The 18,217-nt window shown below is 58.6% G+C and carries 19 protein-coding genes and 3 riboswitches; of the genes, 9 read left to right on the top strand and 10 right to left on the bottom strand.

Going from position 1 to position 18,217, the window contains the following annotated elements; genetic code table 11:
- Positions 1–8: 8 nt before the first annotated feature.
- On the bottom strand, positions 9–311 hold the full coding sequence (locus FB556_RS02910; RefSeq protein WP_141864579.1) for a Dabb family protein: 303 nt from the start codon (positions 309–311) through the stop codon (positions 9–11).
- A 145-nt stretch (positions 312–456) separates the two neighbouring features.
- On the opposite strand from FB556_RS02910, the gene FB556_RS02905 reads away from it, so the two are divergent.
- Positions 457–945: a Gmad2 immunoglobulin-like domain-containing protein gene (locus FB556_RS02905; protein WP_141864578.1), complete on the top strand. Its 489-nt coding sequence runs from the start codon at positions 457–459 to the stop codon at positions 943–945.
- Here the strand turns inward: FB556_RS02905 and FB556_RS02900 are convergent.
- The 3 genes from FB556_RS02900 to FB556_RS02890 are packed head-to-tail and all read right to left on the bottom strand — an operon-like array spanning position 942 to position 3,685.
- Positions 942–1,736, bottom strand: a complete 795-nt coding sequence (locus tag FB556_RS02900; RefSeq protein WP_246057169.1) for an oxygenase MpaB family protein — start codon at positions 1,734–1,736, stop codon at positions 942–944. The genes FB556_RS02905 and FB556_RS02900 overlap by 4 nt on opposite strands.
- On the bottom strand, positions 1,733–2,860 hold the full coding sequence (locus FB556_RS02895; RefSeq protein ID WP_141864576.1) for a hypothetical protein: 1,128 nt from the start codon (positions 2,858–2,860) through the stop codon (positions 1,733–1,735). The genes FB556_RS02900 and FB556_RS02895 overlap by 4 nt, the downstream gene beginning before the upstream one ends.
- A gap of 45 nt (positions 2,861–2,905) precedes the next feature.
- Entirely contained in the window at positions 2,906–3,685 is a 780-nt protein-coding gene (locus tag FB556_RS02890) for an aspartate dehydrogenase domain-containing protein (RefSeq protein WP_141864574.1), read from the bottom strand.
- Positions 3,686–3,801: 116 nt separating this feature from the next.
- On the opposite strand from FB556_RS02890, the gene FB556_RS02885 reads away from it, so the two are divergent.
- A complete protein-coding gene (locus tag FB556_RS02885) occupies positions 3,802–4,410 on the top strand; it encodes an isochorismatase family protein (protein ID WP_141864572.1) in 609 nt (202 codons plus the stop codon).
- A gap of 111 nt (positions 4,411–4,521) precedes the next feature.
- Positions 4,522–5,475, top strand: coding sequence for a LysR family transcriptional regulator (locus tag FB556_RS02880; RefSeq protein ID WP_141864570.1), 954 nt, complete (start codon positions 4,522–4,524; stop codon positions 5,473–5,475).
- Positions 5,476–5,558: 83 nt separating this feature from the next.
- On the opposite strand, the gene FB556_RS02875 is transcribed toward FB556_RS02880, so the two are convergent.
- The 6 genes from FB556_RS02875 to FB556_RS02850 all read right to left on the bottom strand — a co-directional run bounded on the left by FB556_RS02875 (position 5,559) and on the right by FB556_RS02850 (position 11,483).
- Positions 5,559–6,227 (bottom strand): thiamine phosphate synthase, encoded by a 669-nt coding sequence (locus FB556_RS02875; RefSeq protein WP_141864568.1) that lies wholly within the window; start codon positions 6,225–6,227, stop codon positions 5,559–5,561.
- Positions 6,224–6,997 (bottom strand): hydroxyethylthiazole kinase, encoded by a 774-nt coding sequence (gene thiM / locus FB556_RS02870; protein WP_141864566.1) that lies wholly within the window; start codon positions 6,995–6,997, stop codon positions 6,224–6,226. Before thiM ends, FB556_RS02875 begins: the two co-directional genes overlap by 4 nt.
- Positions 6,994–8,379, bottom strand: a complete 1,386-nt coding sequence (locus FB556_RS02865) for an MFS transporter (protein WP_141864564.1) — start codon at positions 8,377–8,379, stop codon at positions 6,994–6,996. Before FB556_RS02865 ends, thiM begins: the two co-directional genes overlap by 4 nt.
- Complete coding sequence (thiD, locus tag FB556_RS02860; RefSeq protein WP_246057168.1) at positions 8,376–9,278, bottom strand: bifunctional hydroxymethylpyrimidine kinase/phosphomethylpyrimidine kinase; 903 nt, start codon at positions 9,276–9,278, stop codon at positions 8,376–8,378. The genes FB556_RS02865 and thiD overlap by 4 nt, the downstream gene beginning before the upstream one ends.
- Positions 9,270–9,364: riboswitch (TPP riboswitch) on the bottom strand. It overlaps the preceding gene by 9 nt.
- 46 nt (positions 9,365–9,410) lie before the next feature.
- Entirely contained in the window at positions 9,411–10,712 is a 1,302-nt protein-coding gene (locus tag FB556_RS02855; protein ID WP_141864562.1) for an LLM class flavin-dependent oxidoreductase, read from the bottom strand.
- Between the two features lie 6 nt (positions 10,713–10,718).
- Positions 10,719–11,483: a 3-oxoacyl-ACP reductase gene (locus tag FB556_RS02850; protein ID WP_141864560.1), complete on the bottom strand. Its 765-nt coding sequence runs from the start codon at positions 11,481–11,483 to the stop codon at positions 10,719–10,721.
- Between the two features lie 329 nt (positions 11,484–11,812).
- Positions 11,813–11,906, bottom strand: a riboswitch (TPP riboswitch).
- A gap of 172 nt (positions 11,907–12,078) precedes the next feature.
- Positions 12,079–12,179: riboswitch (SAM riboswitch) on the top strand.
- Positions 12,180–12,184: 5 nt separating this feature from the next.
- Here FB556_RS02850 and FB556_RS02845 point away from each other — a divergent pair.
- The 6 genes from FB556_RS02845 to FB556_RS02820 all read left to right on the top strand — a co-directional run bounded on the left by FB556_RS02845 (position 12,185) and on the right by FB556_RS02820 (position 18,206).
- A complete protein-coding gene (locus FB556_RS02845) occupies positions 12,185–13,048 on the top strand; it encodes a methionine ABC transporter ATP-binding protein (RefSeq protein WP_141864558.1) in 864 nt (287 codons plus the stop codon).
- Positions 13,048–13,710, top strand: a complete 663-nt coding sequence (locus tag FB556_RS02840) for a methionine ABC transporter permease (RefSeq protein WP_141864556.1) — start codon at positions 13,048–13,050, stop codon at positions 13,708–13,710. The genes FB556_RS02845 and FB556_RS02840 overlap by 1 nt, the downstream gene beginning before the upstream one ends.
- 46 nt (positions 13,711–13,756) lie before the next feature.
- Positions 13,757–14,674 carry a MetQ/NlpA family ABC transporter substrate-binding protein gene (locus FB556_RS02835; RefSeq protein ID WP_141864554.1) on the top strand — a complete coding sequence of 306 codons (918 nt, stop codon included), beginning with the start codon at positions 13,757–13,759 and terminating at the stop codon, positions 14,672–14,674.
- 17 nt (positions 14,675–14,691) lie between these two features.
- On the top strand, positions 14,692–15,594 hold the full coding sequence (locus tag FB556_RS02830) for a MetQ/NlpA family ABC transporter substrate-binding protein (protein WP_141864552.1): 903 nt from the start codon (positions 14,692–14,694) through the stop codon (positions 15,592–15,594).
- A 44-nt stretch (positions 15,595–15,638) separates the two neighbouring features.
- On the top strand, positions 15,639–17,159 hold the full coding sequence (locus FB556_RS02825) for an NtaA/DmoA family FMN-dependent monooxygenase (RefSeq protein ID WP_342774645.1): 1,521 nt from the start codon (positions 15,639–15,641) through the stop codon (positions 17,157–17,159).
- 159 nt (positions 17,160–17,318) lie between these two features.
- Positions 17,319–18,206 (top strand): polysaccharide deacetylase family protein, encoded by an 888-nt coding sequence (locus FB556_RS02820; protein WP_141864550.1) that lies wholly within the window; start codon positions 17,319–17,321, stop codon positions 18,204–18,206.
- Positions 18,207–18,217 lie beyond the last annotated feature (11 nt).

Here is an 18,217-nt window from a genome sequence, read left to right as displayed (position 1 = left end):
CACCGGGGCTACACCGTGAAATCGACGGCGACGCGGTCGGAAATCATGCCTTTGATCATCTCGACGACGGGTACATGCTCAGGGTGGTCTGCATAAACAGCCAGCCCCTCGGCGTCGTCGAAATCTGCGATCAGGATGAGGTCAAAATTTGCGCCCTCATGCAATTCGTTGCGGTAGACCTTGAGGTCGCGAATTTCGGGAATGCGCGCTGGCAGAGCCTCTAACGCTTCAGCAATTTTTGCGGCTTGACCATTGCGGGCAGCAAAAGTCTCCCCGTTGAGTTTCCAGTTAACAATATGTCGAAGCGTCATAGCCTGTCCTTTTGGTGTGTGAGCCGGTGTGTTTATCGTATCGCTCAGGGACCGACGTGAGTAGGTTTTATCGTGGCGATTCAACGGCGGTGGCTGTGGTCTTAGGCCATGGAAAACACTCCCACAGCAGTGCAGGAGGATCATCGTGAGCATCAATGTTCAACAGCCCCAGCCCTACGATATCGTCAGCAACAACATCATGATCGCCGGGACGGCCGGTGGCGCGTTTGAGGCTAGTTATAACTACCGGATCAGCGAGGGCCACGACGAGGTCGAAGGGCATTTCATGGCCGGTGACGGCACCGGTGGGCACGGCCAGTTCCAGGTTGTCGCCAAGGTTGCCTCGGCCGCGTTCAAACATGCCGTGGCCTACATCGAAGTCTTCCACGAGTCGCCCAAGGATGGTTCGCCCCGCGATCGGGTGGTGGTTCCGGTGATTCTGGGTGCCGAGATCGTGCCCGGGTACACCAACTACTTTGAGCACGTGGTGAGATCCGGTGACACGCTCTGGAGTATCTCCAAGCAGCACTACGGCAACGGGAATCTGTACCACCGGCTCCTGGCCGCGAACCCCAAGATCACCAATCCCAACGTGATCAGCGTTGGCGACATCGTCCGAGTGCCGCGCGCCTAATCGCGAGACACTGCGGGCAGTCCGGCCACGACGATCCGAGCCGGTGCATACCGAATGCCGGTAGGTAGTCGGGGATAGGCGTACCGAAGGATGCGCCACAGCCGATCTTCCCGAATAGACTTCGCGCCGTCCCAGTCCCAGCCCAGTTGGCACCGAATATCAGCGGGCAATAGCCCGGCGGTTAGGAACCGGGCCAGGGGCATGGCGGCGCGTAGCCATGTCGGAACGCTGTGGGCGGCAAAGAGGTCGGTCATGATCTGTCGGCCGACCGCGGTGACTTGAAGGGTGGACATCTGTTGGTCCCAATATCGTTGGAACGATGCGCGGTCTTCAGGCCAGGAGGCTTCGGGCATGCCCAACGCGGTGCCTAACACCGCGTAGCTGCGGTAGATTTGCTCGGCGTCGTCGGCAGCAAGCCGCTCGCCCCAGATGCGCCAGCGGATCTGTTCGGCGGTCCAATACAGGGTGGCGGTCACCCAGCGTTGGGTCTGCGGATCGGCGGCACTGTATGGTGCGCCGTCCACGACGCCCTCGACCGGTACGTGGGCGCGTGCGACCCAGTCGATGACGGTGCCACGGGCGGGTTGGGCTTCGGGCAGGACGACAGCGAAAATATACTGCAGCGTACGGCGCAGCCTGCCCAGCGGGTCGGCAGTGAAATTGGAGTGCTGCTGAACCCCTGCGGCCACCGAGCGGTGGGCCACCTGCAGGCCAATGGCCGCCCCGGCCCCGGCGAGGATGATGCCTTCGCGGGCAAGCTGGACGTTGGTGCGCGGGGAGCTCGCTGTCATCTGATGCTCCCTGAGGCTGTCGCGTCGGAGATCATGGCGTCGAGGGTGCGAATCAACACGACCAGCCAGGCAAAAATAATCCCGGCGAAGGCCAGCTCAAGTGCGGTGAGGTTGTAGTAGCCCAGTGGATCCCACAGGGCCACTGCAAAAATACCCACGCCGAGCATCAGGTAGCTGATGACATACATCGCTGCCGGGGCACCGGGTAACCAGATTGGCACGCTGAGCAACATGATCCCGAACGTCACCGCTAGGACTTGCACGAAACCGGTGTGGATCGGGTCGCTGATGTGGATCGTGATCCAGGACAACCCGATCAGGCAGATACCCATCACGATCATGCCGCTTCTTAATACTGGGACTAGGGCACGACGCTTGCCCTGGCGGTGGCGGTGTGCGGCCCAAGCCGACAGGTCCTGGCTGATGAAATTCGCCAGGGTCGTCAAGACGATGCCTGAGACGGTGATCGTGGTGTTGAAGGTCCAAAACGACAACACTCCGGCTTGCCCGGTGCCCAGTTCCGAGAAGAACTGGTGCCACCAGTAGGGGTTCTCGGCTAACAGCATGGACGCTAAGACGCCTGCGGCCATGAATAAGGCCAGCAGGGTTGAAATCGACGACGACGAGGCCCGTGAGGCCGAGCTGAAACCAAAATAGGCCGTCGCGGCACACACCAAACACAACATAATGGTGGCCGCTATGGCATCGACGATGAGCCCTTGGAACGCCTGCTGGAAGAGCCGGAAGACACTCAACACCGCCATGGTGGCGATCGCGGCGTGGAGAATGAAGATGCCGATCAGATCGATCAACCACCATCCCCAAAACCGACGGCGCATCCACCCCAGGGCGCCGCGCGGTGATTCGGTGGCGATGATCAACCCGATCAGGGCCGAGGTTCCGGCGGCAATCCCGGTGGTCACTCCGGCCACGGTGCCCACCGAGTAGCCTCCCGCTAACGGCGTGAGTCTGCCCGAAAAGGCGATGAAACCAACCACGATAGCCGCCACCGTGAAACTGATCGAAACCCAGATCGCCCGGGATGCTGTCCGGGCCGCAGATTTCCGCGCCCCGTCGGGCTCGGAGGCGGCGCGATGCTCGAGTGTTGGCGTTAGGTGGTCCACGCTTCCCATTCTAAATGTGGTGGCTGATCCCCGGGCAGGAAGCGGTTAGCCGCGACGAACATACGGTGCAATGCGACGAATCGTGGCAGCCAATGACAATGCGGTGGTGCCCGAGGTAGCCGGATTGATTGGGCTGGGGGAGGCAGCGAATTCGAATCGGAAACGTCCGGCGGCCCCAGATGCTTCGATCACGTGGGCCGATTCGGGGTGTTGTGGATCGGCAACCAATGTGACCTGGACGCGCTGCAGAGCCTCGGCCAGGGGTTTGGCGCCGCGGGTCGCATAGGCCAGCGCGACCGAGACGTTCACATTGCCCGGGAACTTTTCGATCGCAGCAATGGGATTTCCGGAAAACAGCACCTCGGGTTCCGTGAGTTTTTCTAACCGGGTGGCTTCGGCTTCCGACATCCACGGCTGAATCAGCCCGGTGGGATCCTTCGACGTCGTAATAGACACCTGATCCAACTGGTCAGCCACGGCCTCGAGCACATCAAACCCACCGATGGCACCGTTGGTCACGTGCAGGTGCGGCGTCATCAGCGCTTCGGCAACCTCCGGATCCGCCAGCGCACCGACCGAGGTGAGCACAAAAGGTTTGTGTACGCGCGGTAGGAACTGCTTCGCGACTGCTACTCCAGCGGCTTCGACCACCAGATCAGCGTTGGTCACGGCGTCGTCGAACTGTTCTGCGGTGATAAGTTTGACCCCCATGGTTCCGCGCTCGCGGTGGGCGGCAACGTCGCGGACCATGGCGGTGAAGTCATAATCTAATAGGCGCACGATATGACGACCAATGGATCCGAAGCCCAGGAGCAAAATCTTCATGGCATCAACTGTAGTGAATCCCGCACTGATGTGAGCGGAAGGTATCAATAATCCTTATACCCTAGTGACGCGGATCTCACCTAGACTACGACGTGTTGGTTGAGGAGGACCCCAGTATGTGGCAGTTTGACGTGAATTCAAGCGCCCTTTTAGTCATGGATATGCAACGGGATATTGTAGAAGACGGCCGCCCGATGGAAGTGCCGATGGCACGGCGTCGGTTGCCGCAGATGCGCGAACTCGTCGACGGCGCGCGTGCGGCGAACGTACCGATCATCTACACCCAGCATGTTTTATATGACCAGTTCAACGTCTCCCCGTTAGAAACTAGTCAAAACACGCGCCTCCTCACCGAGGGCATGCGTGACGGGACTGACGGGGTTGAAATCGTGCCACAGCTGGGTCCTCAACCGACCGATCACGTGGTGAAAAAGCATCGGTACGACGCGTTTTACAACACGAACCTTGAGGTGTTGTTACACACGCGGCGGGGTTACCGGATGGTCGACACCGTCGTGATTACCGGAACGCTTACGGAAGTGAGCTGTGACTCCACCGCGCGCAGTGCTTTTATGCGCGACTTCAAGGTCGTCTTCGCTAGGGACGCCACCGCAGGAGCCTGTGACACCGCCCAGGAAACCACCCTGAACACGATCGACACGTATTTTGGACGAGTATTATCGAATGAACAAATTTTGCAAGCTTTCGCAGGCACGCTGGTCTAGGCATGCCCGGTGGGTCGCGCGTCAAGCACTTCTCCTGCCATATTGTGTCCACTCGCAGCGGCATAGAGGCAGAGCGTTGCAGTAACGGTTGAACCTCAGGAGCCCACGCCAGTGGATATCGAATCTATGCGGACTTTTCTTGCTGTAGCAAGACATCGCAGTATTTCTCGCGCCGCGCAAGAGCTCTACGCCACCCAACCCACGGTGAGTCTGCGGATCAAACGCATTGAGCAAGAACTCGGGTTCCCAGTCTTACTGCGCAGCTGGAAGGGTGTCGATCTCACACCGGAGGGTCGGCATATTCTGCCAACGATCGCCGAGTATTTATTCCGGCTCCAGACCGCCAAACGGATGACTCAGGAAGCACTCACCCACAGCGGCGTCAGCAGCATTATGGATGCCCACGCGATGTCTGAGACGGTCGGGGTTGATGAGTGGTTGGTCGGTGCGGGAACCACCAGGTTGATTGCAGCGTTGGATCACATCCCGGAGGCCCATTTGAGGGTCACCAATTCGGCCAAACTGCATTCGATGGTAGCCCACGGGATTTGTACACGAGGGGTGACCTACTCGGATGGGATTTCAAAATCGTGGGGCAATCACGAAACCCTCCTGTGGTCTGAACCCTTAGCGCTCGTGCACCCGACAACTGACGACGGCGTCGCTGAGCCCTCGGTTGATGCGCTGCGACACTACTTCACTACCAGAACGTTTTTATTGATGGATGACCCGGTCTTTACAGACCACTCCGGGGTGACCGGACCGTTGCTCGAAGACCTGATGCCGCGTAACACGCGCGTCGTCGATCATGTGGATATCATGGCCGCACTGTGCCTAAAATCCGGCAACGCAACATTAATCCCGGCCGGCGTGTGCCAGCGTCGTCCAGCCTTCAATCAACCGGGGATTACCTGGACCACGATGGATTATCCATGGGGTCCCGTCTCGGTGGTGTTAGTGGAAAACGACTTCGAACAGCTCGACGCCAGGGGCGAGGCCCACGAGGCTATTATGGCCTGGGCTGACCAAGAACATGCCCAGCACACTGCCATCGGTCCTCGCTAGTCCTCCGCGCTCCCTGTCGGCCAGCGTGCTGACGTTCTACAACACTCTTGAATACCTCGCGCGAGAATACCCAGGGAGGTCCGTCAAGATTGTCGACTGGAGCCAGGCCTCTCCGGTGGCCATGCCGCTAAAACATCGTGCACCACACGGCCGGGCTGCGCCGCCTGCATGATCGAACGAACTAAAGCCACCCCGGCGATGCCGGTTCCGGCGAGCTCACCAATATCTTGCGGTGTGACATCCCCAATGGCTATGACCGGCAGCTGTGTCGCTGTTACGATTCTTGGATAGCCGGTCAGGCCCAGGGGTTCACGCCCCGAGTCTTTGGTCGGAGTGGGTCGAAAAGGCCCCACTCCTAGGTAGTCGATGATTTTACGATACTGATCTGCCTGTCGAACCTGCTCTAGGGTCCCGGCGGACAACCCGATGATTGCCTCGCCGCCCAGCAGGGTGCGAGCATCGGTGACCGGTAGGTCTTCTTGACCAAGGTGTACCCCGTGCACAGCGGCACCGCGCTGTCGGGCCGCCATGGCGATGTCGACACGATCATTGACCACTACACGGGTCTGCGGATTTGCCTCAGCCACCGCCTCGGCGACAGCCACGGTCAGCTGGAGCAACTGGGCTGCGGACGTTTTTTTGGCCCGGACCTGAACCATCCCGGCGCCAGCGCGAGCTGCCTGTGCTGCAGTATCAACTGTACTTCGATCGGTACCGGAAGTGACCAGATAGCACCGGAACTCTAGGTTCATTGTCCAACCTCATCTAACGCATCAAGTACATGTAACCGAAAGGATCCGGGACCTGCGGCACGCTCGAGTGCGATTTCGCCGGCCAGGGTGAGCCACGTGGTGGCAGCCACGGCCGCCAGGAACCGGTCTGGACTCACCGCAGCACACGCCGCAGTCAGCGCACCCAGTAAGCACCCGGTACCGGTCACCCGGGTGAGCATTCGGGTTCCGCGGTGCACTCGACGCTGCTGGGACCCGTCGACAATCAAATCCACCGCACCGGACACTGCCACAGCACCACCGGTGCGGTCGGTGATCGTCACAGCCGCATCCCGGGCCATGTCCGGGGTGGCACGTGAGTCAGCACCCCGTCCGCCCGGCCCAGCGTCGGCCAGGGCCAATATTTCTGAGGCGTTGCCGCGCACCACCGTTGGGCGAGAAGCCAACAGGGTGCGAGCCAGCGGCGTCCGGACCGGAGCTATCCCGATGGCCGTGGGATCAAGAACCCACGGGTGCCCGGCAGCAACCGCGGCCTCCACGGTTGCCGGAATACCTTCCATCGCATCGCTGCTCAGAGTGCCCAGGTTGACCAATAACGCATCGGCGGCGGTCGTCAGGACGGGTGCTTCGTGCATGGTCTCGGTCATCATCGGTCGTGCACCGGCGGCGAGTAGCCCATCGGCCACGATGCCCATCGAAACGGTCGCGGTGATGCAATGCACCACAGGCTGCTGCTCACGCACCGCATTCAGCACACTGGCGATGCCTTGCACGTCAGGATCAGGGCTCATAGCCTACCGCCCTTGTATCGGTCGGTTGCCAAGGTCGCGGCCACGACGTCCAGTTGCTGATCGATCTCTCGGGGCGTTAAGCGCGGGCCAAGTAGAGCACCAACAATTACCAGGGCGCCGCCCAGCGCAACCATCGCCATGACTGAACCGTGTCGTCCCAGCACCGGTTCAATCAACGGTAGATAGAACGGATATAACGCCGGAAGCACCAGGGATAGGCTATAGCCCATGCCATAGCCGGTGGAGCGCACCTCGGTGGGGAACCGCTCGGAAAGGTACGCCGATACAGGACCGTAGGCGGCGACCGTGATCACCTGAAGCACCGCTGTACACAAGATTGCCTGGCTCAATGACGATGATGTCACCGCCAGCCGCCAGATGAACGGAGCCACCAGCACGGCGCTTAGCCCCCAGATAACGAAGAGTTTTTGTCGCCCGATGTAGGTGGATAGATGCCCCGCCAGTGCCATAACCAGTGCCTGGGCAATCGTGGCGATGCCAATCGTCACAGAGACTCGCGTGTCCGACAGGCCGGCATCAGTTGCCAGCCGTGCGGTGAGTAGCAGCACCGTGCTGTTGGTCAGCAACCACAACCCGGTCATCAGCAGAAACACCTGCCAGAACGCTGAAGCCCACGTACCCACCAGCATGTCGCGCAGCCGTGTCCGTGGTTGGGTTGGTTGTTCCCGATCCCGTTGGATATGGCGGTCAAATATCGGGGCGTCGGTGACCTGGCGACCGTAATAGAGCAGTAAACCGAGCGACAACATCGCCCCGAGGACAAATAGGACCCGCCAACCCCACGCGGCATACGCGTCAGGGCCTAGCACCAGCAACAGTATTGCTACGGCCAGCGCGATGCTTGCTTGGGCCCATGGCGCCATCGAAAGGATCAGCCCGCTCATGAGGCCACGACGGCGCGGGGTAGACCACTCCATCGCCAGCGGAATAGCTGCTGAATATTGGCCGGCCACAAAGATCCCACCGAGGAACCGCAACGCCAAGATCAAAACGATGGTCCCGCTACCCAGCACGTCATATGTGGGCAGCAGGGCAATGGCCAGTGCGCACGCAGCAGTGCCGCCGATGGCTATGCGGGTGGTCCGAGTTCGGCCGAACCGGTCAGCGAGTCGCCCAAAAATCACGCCACCTAGGGGGCGTCCAAACAGCATTGCGACCACCACCAGTGCGGCGGTTGATGCACCGGTCGTGGGACCCGCCAGAACCACCATGGCCGGTGCTAGAGCGGTTAATGGCAGGAACACATGAATATTGTCAATCCAGTTGCCAACCACCCCGGCTCGCAACGCAGCCTGACCCGCCGGTGGCAGATCGCTGAGTCTAGTCGACGATGTTGAGGTCGCGGTAGGAAGTTGTGTCATCGAACCTCACCCTGTATCAAATTCAGGGACGGCGTCTCGGATGGATTTTTGGACGCTGTTGGTGGTGTCTCCACCAGGCTGCGTCGTGATCGGTAGGAATGATCTACCGGCCCTTGCCCTGTGCCGACATTGAGCGCTTCACCGTGTTGGATGGCTTCGTGGAGCCAATCGGTGACCCACAAGAGCGCGGTGGCCGGATCATCTCCGGCACCAAGCCGGGTGACAAGCGCTGCAGACAGGGAACACCCGGTGCCGTGTGTACTGGTCACCGCAAGGCGGGTGGCATAGGCCGAAGTGCGCACACCTTCGGGACCGACCCAGGTATTCGTGATCCTGCGGGAGGTGAGATGGCCGGTTTTGACGAGCACTGAAACCCCGGTGGTGGCGGCCCAGTCGGATGCTTGGGCAATGGCCTCGGATTCGTTCGTGGCCGGGGTAGCGCCGGTCAGGACCGCCAGCTCGTCGATATTTGGAGTCACGAGTGTGGCCCGAGTACAGAACTGGATCATGGCATGCTCTGCGCGCCGATCAATCAGCCGGTCGCCGCTGGTTGCTACCATGACCGGGTCTACCACCAAAACCTGTGGTGGATGGTCATCGAGCCAGGCAGACACGGTTTCGATAATCTCTGCGGTGCCCAGCATGCCGGTTTTCATCGCGTCAATGGTGACGTCGTCGCTCACTGCCTGGAGTTGTGCGGCAAGAAACGTGGTCGGCGGGGTGTGGATAGCCCGCACCCCGTGCGTATTTTGAGCCACTAGTGAGCTCACTACAGCCATCCCGTAACCGCCGGCTGCGGTAATGGATTTGAGGTCTGCAGCGGTGCCGGCACCGCCAGAAGGGTCAGTTCCTGCGATGGATAATACGCGAGGAACAACATCAAGGTTCAGTGAAGTCACTATGGACATCCCTTCGCTAGTATGAACTAGATCAGGTTCCACGGGTGTTGTCTCAGCGCTGCAACAGCGCACCCCGTGCCCGCAAGTCGAGTTGAAATATGGTGGTCAGGCTGGTTTTGGAACGCTCTACATTCAGACGCTAGGCCGCTCCAGTCCGAGGTGGCCTCGCAAAGTGGACGCCGTATATGCGGTGCGATATAAACCCCGACGCTGCAGGATGGGAACCACCCGGTCAATGAACTCTTCTATTGCGCCAGGCAACAGCGGGGGCATCAGATTAAAACCATCGGCGGCACCTGTGCTAAACCAACATTCGATGGCATCAGCCACCTGCTCGGGCGTCCCCACCATGGTGCAGTGCCCACCGCCCGCTGCCAGTCTGCCCAGCAGTTGGCGAACCGTGGGGCGCTCTGTTTCAATAATCCGCAGGATCGTGGCATACCTACCTTGTGGGCCAGCGAATTCAGCAGGCGGCGGCAGGTCGGGAACGGGCATATCAAGGTCCCAGTCACTGCAGTCCTGCCCAAGAAACGTAGATAACTGGGCTAAGGATTGGGTGGCAGGCAGCAGCTGATCAATTTCTGCTTGTTGTGCTCGGGCTTCAGCCTCGGTAGACCCCAGGTAGGTGACCAGCCCAGGCATGATGGCGACCGTGGCCGGGTTCCGACCCTGTCCGGCGATCCGTGTTTTCAGGTCGGCATAATATTCCTGACCCTGGGTCTGATCGTATGCTACCGCGTAGATCCCCTCGGCATAGCGTGCCGCCAGATTGCGGCCTGCCTTTGAGGCACCAGCCTGAAACAAGACTGGGCGGCCCTGGGGGCCGCGCGAAATATTTAAAGGTCCTGCCACCTGAAAATGTTCGCCGACGTGATCCACCGGATACAGCTTGGTGGGATCAGCGAAGAGCCCGTTCCGGTCAGCCAGCACCGCATCATCAGCCCAGGAATCCCACAGGGCAGTTACGACATCAATGAATTCCGCAGCCTGTGCATAGCGCTTGTCACTCGGTGGCATCCCGTCCATCGAATGATTCTGTGCCTCTGCATCGAACATTGAGGTCACCACATTCCAACCAATCCGCCCGTGGCTAATGTGGTCCAGCGAGGCAAGCATTCTCGCCACGTGGAAAGGCGAGTGAAAGGTGGTGGACACAGTAGAAATGAGCCCGATACGGGTGGTGTTACGGGCCATGGCGGCTAGCGTGGTCAACGGTTCCAAACTCCACAGTGGACCTGCAGATGGGGCACCCACAGACTGTCCATCCGCAAAGAACACCGCGTCGAATAGCCCAGCTTCGGCTGTTTGCGCTAGGCGCTCATAGTAGGTGATATCGGTCAGTTGCTCGACCGCGGACGCTGGATGGCGCCAGGCCGCCTGGTGGTGCCCGCAGCCGTGGAGAAAGAGGTTGAAATGCAGTTCGCGCACAGAAATCTCGTCCTAGTTCATCACAAGGCCGCCGTCAACGACCAGATTTTGGCCGGTGACGGCCCTGGCCCACGGAGAAGCGAAGAACATGATGGCATCAGCAAACTCTTCCGGGGTCGTTGCTTTCCGCAAGGGGGTCGATGAGGCGATGAGGTCAAAAACCTCATCGGGGGTTGCTGCGCTGGCATCGGTGGTCTGCAATAGACCACCTGACACCATATTGACCGTAATCTGGTGTTGTCCAAGATCCGTGGCCAATGTGCGAGTCAGCGATAACAGAGCGGCTTTTGCTGCCGTGTAGTCATGGTAGGGCACTACGGGGTGTTGGAACAGATTGGTCCCAATGTTGATGATGCGACCGAATGCCTGGTCGCGCATGCCGGGAAGCGCCGCCTGGACCGTGTTGAGTGCGCCCCGAACACTGCCAGCCAGTTGAGCCTCGAAATGTTCCCAACGAATATCTGTTGGATGCGGGCGGGCGTCCCCGTTAAACGAAAAGTCCATCAGCGCGTTGTTAACCACCGTGGTGATGGGGGCGTTGAAATGGTGTTGGGCGGTTTTAAATATTGCCGTGACCTGTGCTGGGTCGGTGACGTCGCCCTGCACCGCGAGGGCGCGGTCTGGGCCGTGCGTTTCAACCAGTTGTTGGGCCGCTTGGTGGCTTTGGTGGTAGTTAATCACGACCCGAGCTCCTTGGCTGGCAAACGCCTTGACGATGCGTTTGCCCAAGCCACGGGCGCCGCCGGTGACCAGAACAAGTTGTTGTGATAGTTGCATGTGATCTCACTTTCGTGGCTGCGCAAGGCAGCTTGATAGGACGTGGCTGTGCACGGCAGCATGCTGGGAACAACATCCTGCAACGGGAGTCACTGCGGACGCGCTGAATACGCCGGGTGCACATAGAAGGGTGACTGAGGAGAGCCAAATTGGCATGCAAGGCTTGGGGGCCGCTGTCGGCACGCTATGAAGTCAAGCAGGGCGTCTTGAGCCACCGTGAATCGGGCGGGTGCTCAGAGTATGACCGGCCGATGCGCAGCACGGAAGACCATCGGCAGCTAGGTGAAAGGCTTGGTCTGCTAAGACCGTGCAGAAAAATGCTGGTGTGAGAATGCACCGATAAACATCCCTTCGCTAGTTCGAACTAGATCAGGTTCAGCGGGTATGTTCTCAGCGCCGGGCGGCGCACCCCGTGTCCGGTGCCTACTATAGCCAGAAAGTAGCGGTCCACGTCAAGTCCTGCTGATGGGCCACCAAAGCTGCTCACTGTTGGCGCTGTCACCCCGCCATGCGGTGTGCTCTGTGACTCAATGTGACACGTCGGTAGGCCGAGACATTGTGAGGTGAAGCAAAGATCGGGTACCGTTTCACATGCAAACCATTCAGAGCGACCGAGAGATCTGGCTCGTTGACGTCGCAGCAACCACCACCTTGTTTCACCAAGTTGGACGGTGCTACTGCCAGGAACAATGGAGTGATCGATGATTTCTTTGTGCAATATTTCAACCGTCTTTACCGCGCGTGGCAAAACTCCTGTTACAGCAGTTGACGATGTCAGCCTGGATATTCCAAAGGGTAGTATCCAAGGCATTATTGGGTTCTCCGGTGCCGGAAAGTCAACGCTCCTGCGCAATATCAACCTGCTGGAACGCCCAACCCAGGGGCAAGTTCTGCTTGACGGCACGGACCTCACCCAGCTCAATGACGAAGAGCTCCGCCAAGCCCGTCATCAGATTGGCATGATTTTTCAGGGCTTCAACCTGGTTAACAACCTCACCGTGGCACAAAACGTTGAGCTGTCGCTGAAATTCGCCGGGGTGAAGGGCAGCCGTGATCGTCGCGAACGTGCCGCCGAGGCGTTAAGCATCGTCGATATCGCAGAAAAAGCCGATGCGTATCCGGCGCACCTATCGGGCGGTCAGAAACAACGGGTGGCGATCGCCAGAGCCCTGGCCACCCGCCCGCGCGTTCTGCTCTGCGATGAGCCAACTTCAGCACTGGACCCGTTTACCACCGCGACTGTCCTGCAGTATCTTGCCGATATTAATCGCGAACTCGGCATCACCGTGGTCGTGGTGACACACGAAATGGAAGTCGTCAAAGCACTGACCGATCACGTCGCAGTGATGGAATCCGGCCGAATCGTGGAACGGTTCCCAGCACTGCAACTCCACGACCCGCAATTCCAGCCGGCGACCGCCATCGGTAAATACTTGGTATCCGATGGCATCCAAGTGGACCGTGCCCCGACGAGTGCAGACACCCTGACTCCAGTCACAGCGGTGACCGGGGTCGAACGGGCACTTGATCGTGAGCCAGTTGCGGTGGCAGGAGGGCGCGACTAATGCAACGGATTATCGAACTTCGCCCCGAACTCATCCAAGCCCTCCTCGAAACGTTCGCGATGATCGGGGTGGCCATCCCCATCGCCGTGTTACTTGGCACCCCGTTAGGTATCTGGCTTTTTGTCCACGCCCCCGGATCGATCGCTCCGCAACCTAAATTGCATGCATTCGTCAGTGGCCTGGTGAATATGCTGCGATCGTTTCCATTCCTGATCCTGCTGATCGCCATCATTCCCTTCACCCGATTCGTCGTAGGAACAACGGTCGGCACCGCAGCCGCTATCGTGCCACTGACGATCAACGCCATCCCGTATTTCGCGCGCCTCGTCGAACAAAACATCACCCAACTGGGTACCGGCGCGGTCGAAGCATCCCGAGCCATGGGAGCAACCCGCAGGCAAATCATCCGCAACGTGCTGCTCGTCGATGCCAAACCCGGCATCATCGGCTCCATCACCATCACCACCGTTAGCTTTATCTCCTACTCAGCAATGGTCGGATTAGTCGGCGGTGGCGGGATCGGTGACTTTGCGATCCGTTATGGCTACTACCGGTACGAGACTCCGGTTATGGTCATCGCCGTCATACTCATGGTGCTACTGGTCACCGCGGTCCAGCTGGGCGGCAATCGACTGGCTTGCGTGACCGACAAACGTCTCTAGACCACACCGACTACTCACACTCTTATCGACCTCTCGAGGATTTGCCATGCCATTTTTCACTACCCGAATCACATCCAGCACCCGCCATCAAATCACCGCCGCGCTAGGTGCCCTAGCAGCCCTGACGCTGACAAGCTGCGGTGTGACACAAGCAAATTCCGCCGATAGTGGCGCCGCAGACAAAACCATCAGCTTGATCGTCACTGAATCTGCCCCCTACCAAGAACCCACCGAAATTGCTCGAGAACTGCTTGCCGAAGATGGTTGGGAGCTCGAGACCACCTACGTCACAGATATTGTGCAGCCCAACCAAGTGGTTTCCCAGGGTGAATATGACGCAAACTATTTCCAACACCTGGCCTATCTACGACAATTCAACGCAGATAACGGCACCGAGGTGGAACCTGCATTTTCGACCTATTACCAGCCCTCCGGGATCTTCTCCCTGCAGCACGACTCGTTCGAAGAGCTACCTGACGGCGCGGAAATCTCATTGGCCGTGGACACCGCCAATAACGGGCGTGGCATCAAACTGCTGGCCGATCACGGTCTTCTCGAAATCGATGAGTCCGTACCCGTCACCGAGCTATCCCAAGCCGATATCATCGATAACCCCAAGAATTTTCAGTTCATTGAAATTGATCAGCAATCATCGGCCCACACACTGACCGATGTGGATGCCGGTTTCGCGTTTGCTCGTCTTGTCGCTGAAGCAGGTCATGACGTGCACGACGTGGCCCTGGCTTTAGAAGACGATGATGACGTGCGCCGTCCGTACACCAACGTCATTGCCGTGCAGCCGGGGGAACAGGACTCTGAAAAAACCCGGGCACTGCAACGTGCGTATCAGTCCCCTGAAGTGCAGGAATGGTTTGCGGACTATCTTGACGGCGCCATCGAATACAACGATGACATCACCATCGATAATGCCCAGGAAATCTGGGCAGAATTCACCGCAGAGTGATTGAAAGAAGACTTCTTATGCAAAATATTTTTCAAACCAAGCGTCACTTTGGGGTTATCAGCCTGAGCCTGGCGGCATTTGCACTGGGTGGCTGCGGATTGACCCAAGCGGCTCCGTCTGTGCAAGAAGTTGAAGACCGTACGATCCGAATAATCGTGACAGAATCGGCGCCGTACCAAGAACCGACTGAGATCGCCAAAGAAGTCTTGGCCGAAGATGGTTGGGAACTGGACACCACGTATGTCACCGACATTATTCAACCAAACCAAGTGGTCTCACGCGGCGAATACGACGCCAACTACTTCCAGAATGCTGCATATCTGCGTCAGTTCAACAAGGATAATGACACCGACGTGGCACCGGCGTTCTCGGTCTACTACGCTCCAGCAGGGCTGTTCTCGCTGCAATACGACAGCCTCGATGAGCTTCCAGACGGCGCCCAAATCTCGTTGCCAGTCGATACCGCAAATAACGGGCGTGGCATCAAGATCCTCGCCGATGCCGGACTGCTAGAAATCGATGAATCTGTTGATGTCACCCAGCTGTCACAGGACGACATCGTCGATAATCCACACGACTTCGACTTCATTGAAGTCGATCAACAATCGACCGCGCAGACCCTGCCCGACGTCGACGCCGGGTTCTCATTTGTTCGCATGGTGGTCGAAGCCGACTACGACCTTGATGAGATAACCCTCGAGCTGGAACCAGAGCTCGATGAGTCGCTGCCGTACTCGATCGTCGTCGGTGTCCAACCCGGCACCGAGGACAGTGAAAAGATTCAGGCATTGCAACAGGCCTATCATTCCCCGCAGGTCCAAGACTGGTTCGCGGAATACCTGGAGGGGTCGGTCGCATTCACCGACGAATACACGACCGATAACATTGCTGACCCTTGGGAAAACTTCACCCAAAAATAACCACCACAAACGCCACACGCAGTATTTCAAAGGAGCGATCCGCTTTGTCACCTCAGTCTTCTTCCCTGCAGCGCAGCCCGCTGATTCTGTCAGCATTCATGATGAATACCACCAGCCATATTTTGGGCGGTGCTTGGCGGCGTGACGAGGCACAACAGCACCGCTTCAATGAGCTCTCGCACTGGGTGGAGTTAGTGAAAACACTCGAAGACGGTGGGTTTGATATTGCCTTCTTCGCCGATGTGGTCGGCGTCTATGGGGATCACGAAGGTGGTTGGGCTTCGCATGTTCGCCGCGGTCTGCAGATCCCAGCGAACGATCCACTGGTGTTACTATCTGCCTTGGCTGCGACCACGCAACGCATCGGCCTGGCACTGACCTCATCGGTTATCCAGACCCATCCGTACACGTTTGCCCGGCAGCTGAGTACCTTAGACCACCTGACCGGCGGCCGGGTGGGGTGGAATGTTGTGACCTCCGCCCTGGAGAACGCGCACCGCAACTACGGCGGGCCGGGACTAGCCCGGCATGCTGATCGATATGATCTTGCCGAAGAATATCTCGAAGTTTGCTATAAACTCTGGGAGGGTTCCTGGGAAGACGATGCCCTGTTGGCGGATAAAACCCGAAAGCATGAGCGCGGGATTGGGCTCCACGCGGATCCGGCGAAGATCGCCAAAATTTATCACTGCAGCGATAACTATCAGGTCGATGGGCCGCACCTGTCATCACCATCTTCGCAGCGCACGCCGCTGCTCTTCCAGGCCGGATCCTCACCTCGGGGGCGTCAGGTTGCCGCCGAACACGCTGAAGCAACGTTTTCGATGGCACCGCGCATCGAACAGGCTGAGGAACAGGCCGCTGATATACGACGCCGTGCCGCCGAATTTGGTCGTAACCCGCACGATGTGAAATTCATTCAAGGCTTGTCGTTCGTCGTGGGCTCCACGGAGGCAGAGGCCCGCGCTAAAGCAGCCGATCTCGACGAATCATTGGATGATCACGCGCTGATCGCCCACACCGGGGGCAGCCTGGGTGTTGATTTAGGGTATTTACCGCTGGATACTCCGATCGGTGAACTCACCACCGAAGGTTCCCGCGGGCACCTGCTTGAGCTGCAAAAAATGGTGCCGGATGGGGATATGACCGTGCGCGACCTGGCACGGTTCCGCGCCCAAGCAACGCGCATCACTGGAACTCCGGAACAGATCGTGGATGAACTCGAACGGTGGCAGGACGCGGGCATTGACGGTATCAACGTCATCAATGCAACGCTCCCCGGAAGCTATGTCGAATTCATTGAACACATCATCCCCGAATTACGGCGTCGGGGCATGGCTCGATCTGCTGAGGAATTACTCCACAGCAAGGAACAAACCCGCGCGGCCGACTCACCGGTGCGGATCGCCTGCCTGCAACGCATCCTGCGGCAGCTTTCCGTGGAGCATTTAGCCAATATAGCGCGGCTGCTACGGAACGCCCAAAGACTGAAGTGCTTGAGCAAGCCACATCGGCAGTCTGAGGACTTTGGGCTGCGGGTAGCTCTAGCTGCTGGCCGCGCGTGAAGTGACGCTTAGAGTGGTGAACCCACCCACTAGCGCAGACAATGAGAATACCGTGAGAAGAAGTTGCCTGCCTCAGACCATGGCTTACCACCCGACTTGCTGATTAGGCTAAGAAGCGTCCTAATTATGGCGCGACGACGTAAGGAGTCGAGGTAGCTTATGGCAAAGAAAATCTATATTGCAGTCGGTGTGGATGTGGACGCCGTCGGGGGTTGGTTAGGATCCTACGGCGGTGAAGACTCCCCAAACGATATTTCGCGGGGACTATTTGCCGGTGAAGTCGGCGTCCCACGGCTGTTGCAGTTGGCCCAGCGACGCAATATTCCGTTCACCTGGTTCTGGCCCGGACACTCGATCGAGACGTTTCCAGAACAATTTGACCAGGTTGTCGAAGCCGGCCACGAGATCGGGCACCACGGTTATTCGCACGAAAACCCGCTTGAAATGTCACGAGAACAAGAGACCGAGGTTTTCGAATACGTTTATGATCTCATCGAACGACGGGCGGGGACCGCGCCGGTCGGTTATGTGGCCCCGTGGTGGGAGATGTCGCATCACACCAACGAGATCCTCGCAGAAGCGGGCATGTTGTATGACCACTCGTTCATGCACCGCGATTTTGAGCCCTACTACGTGCGCGTCGGGGACACTTGGACCAATATCGATTACGAAGCCGAAAGTGCCAAGGAATGGATGAAACCTTTGGTCCGGGGTCAGGAAACGGATCTGGTAGAGATCCCGGCGTCCTGGTACATCGACGATCTCCCACCGATGATGTTCATCAAATCCAGCCCCAACTCGCACGGTTTTGTCAACCCGCGCGACATTGAACAGATGTGGCGTGACCAGTTCGACTGGGTATACCGCGAGATGGACTACGCTGTTTACCCGATGACCATCCACCCGGATGTTTCCGGGCGTCCTCACGTCCTGTTGATGTTGGAACGACTCTTCGATCATTTCCAATCGCACCCGGGCGTGGAATTTGCCTACATGAAAGACATCGCTCAAGACTTCAAGCAGCGTTTCCCGCGCAAGAAGCAGTAATCTTTTACAAT

The sequence above is a fragment of the Enteractinococcus coprophilus genome (assembly GCF_006716305.1).
GTDB classification, from domain to species: domain Bacteria; phylum Actinomycetota; class Actinomycetes; order Actinomycetales; family Micrococcaceae; genus Yaniella; species Yaniella coprophila.
Note: the sequence above shows the minus strand (reverse complement) of the source record. Positions and strands in the feature narration are given on the sequence as shown.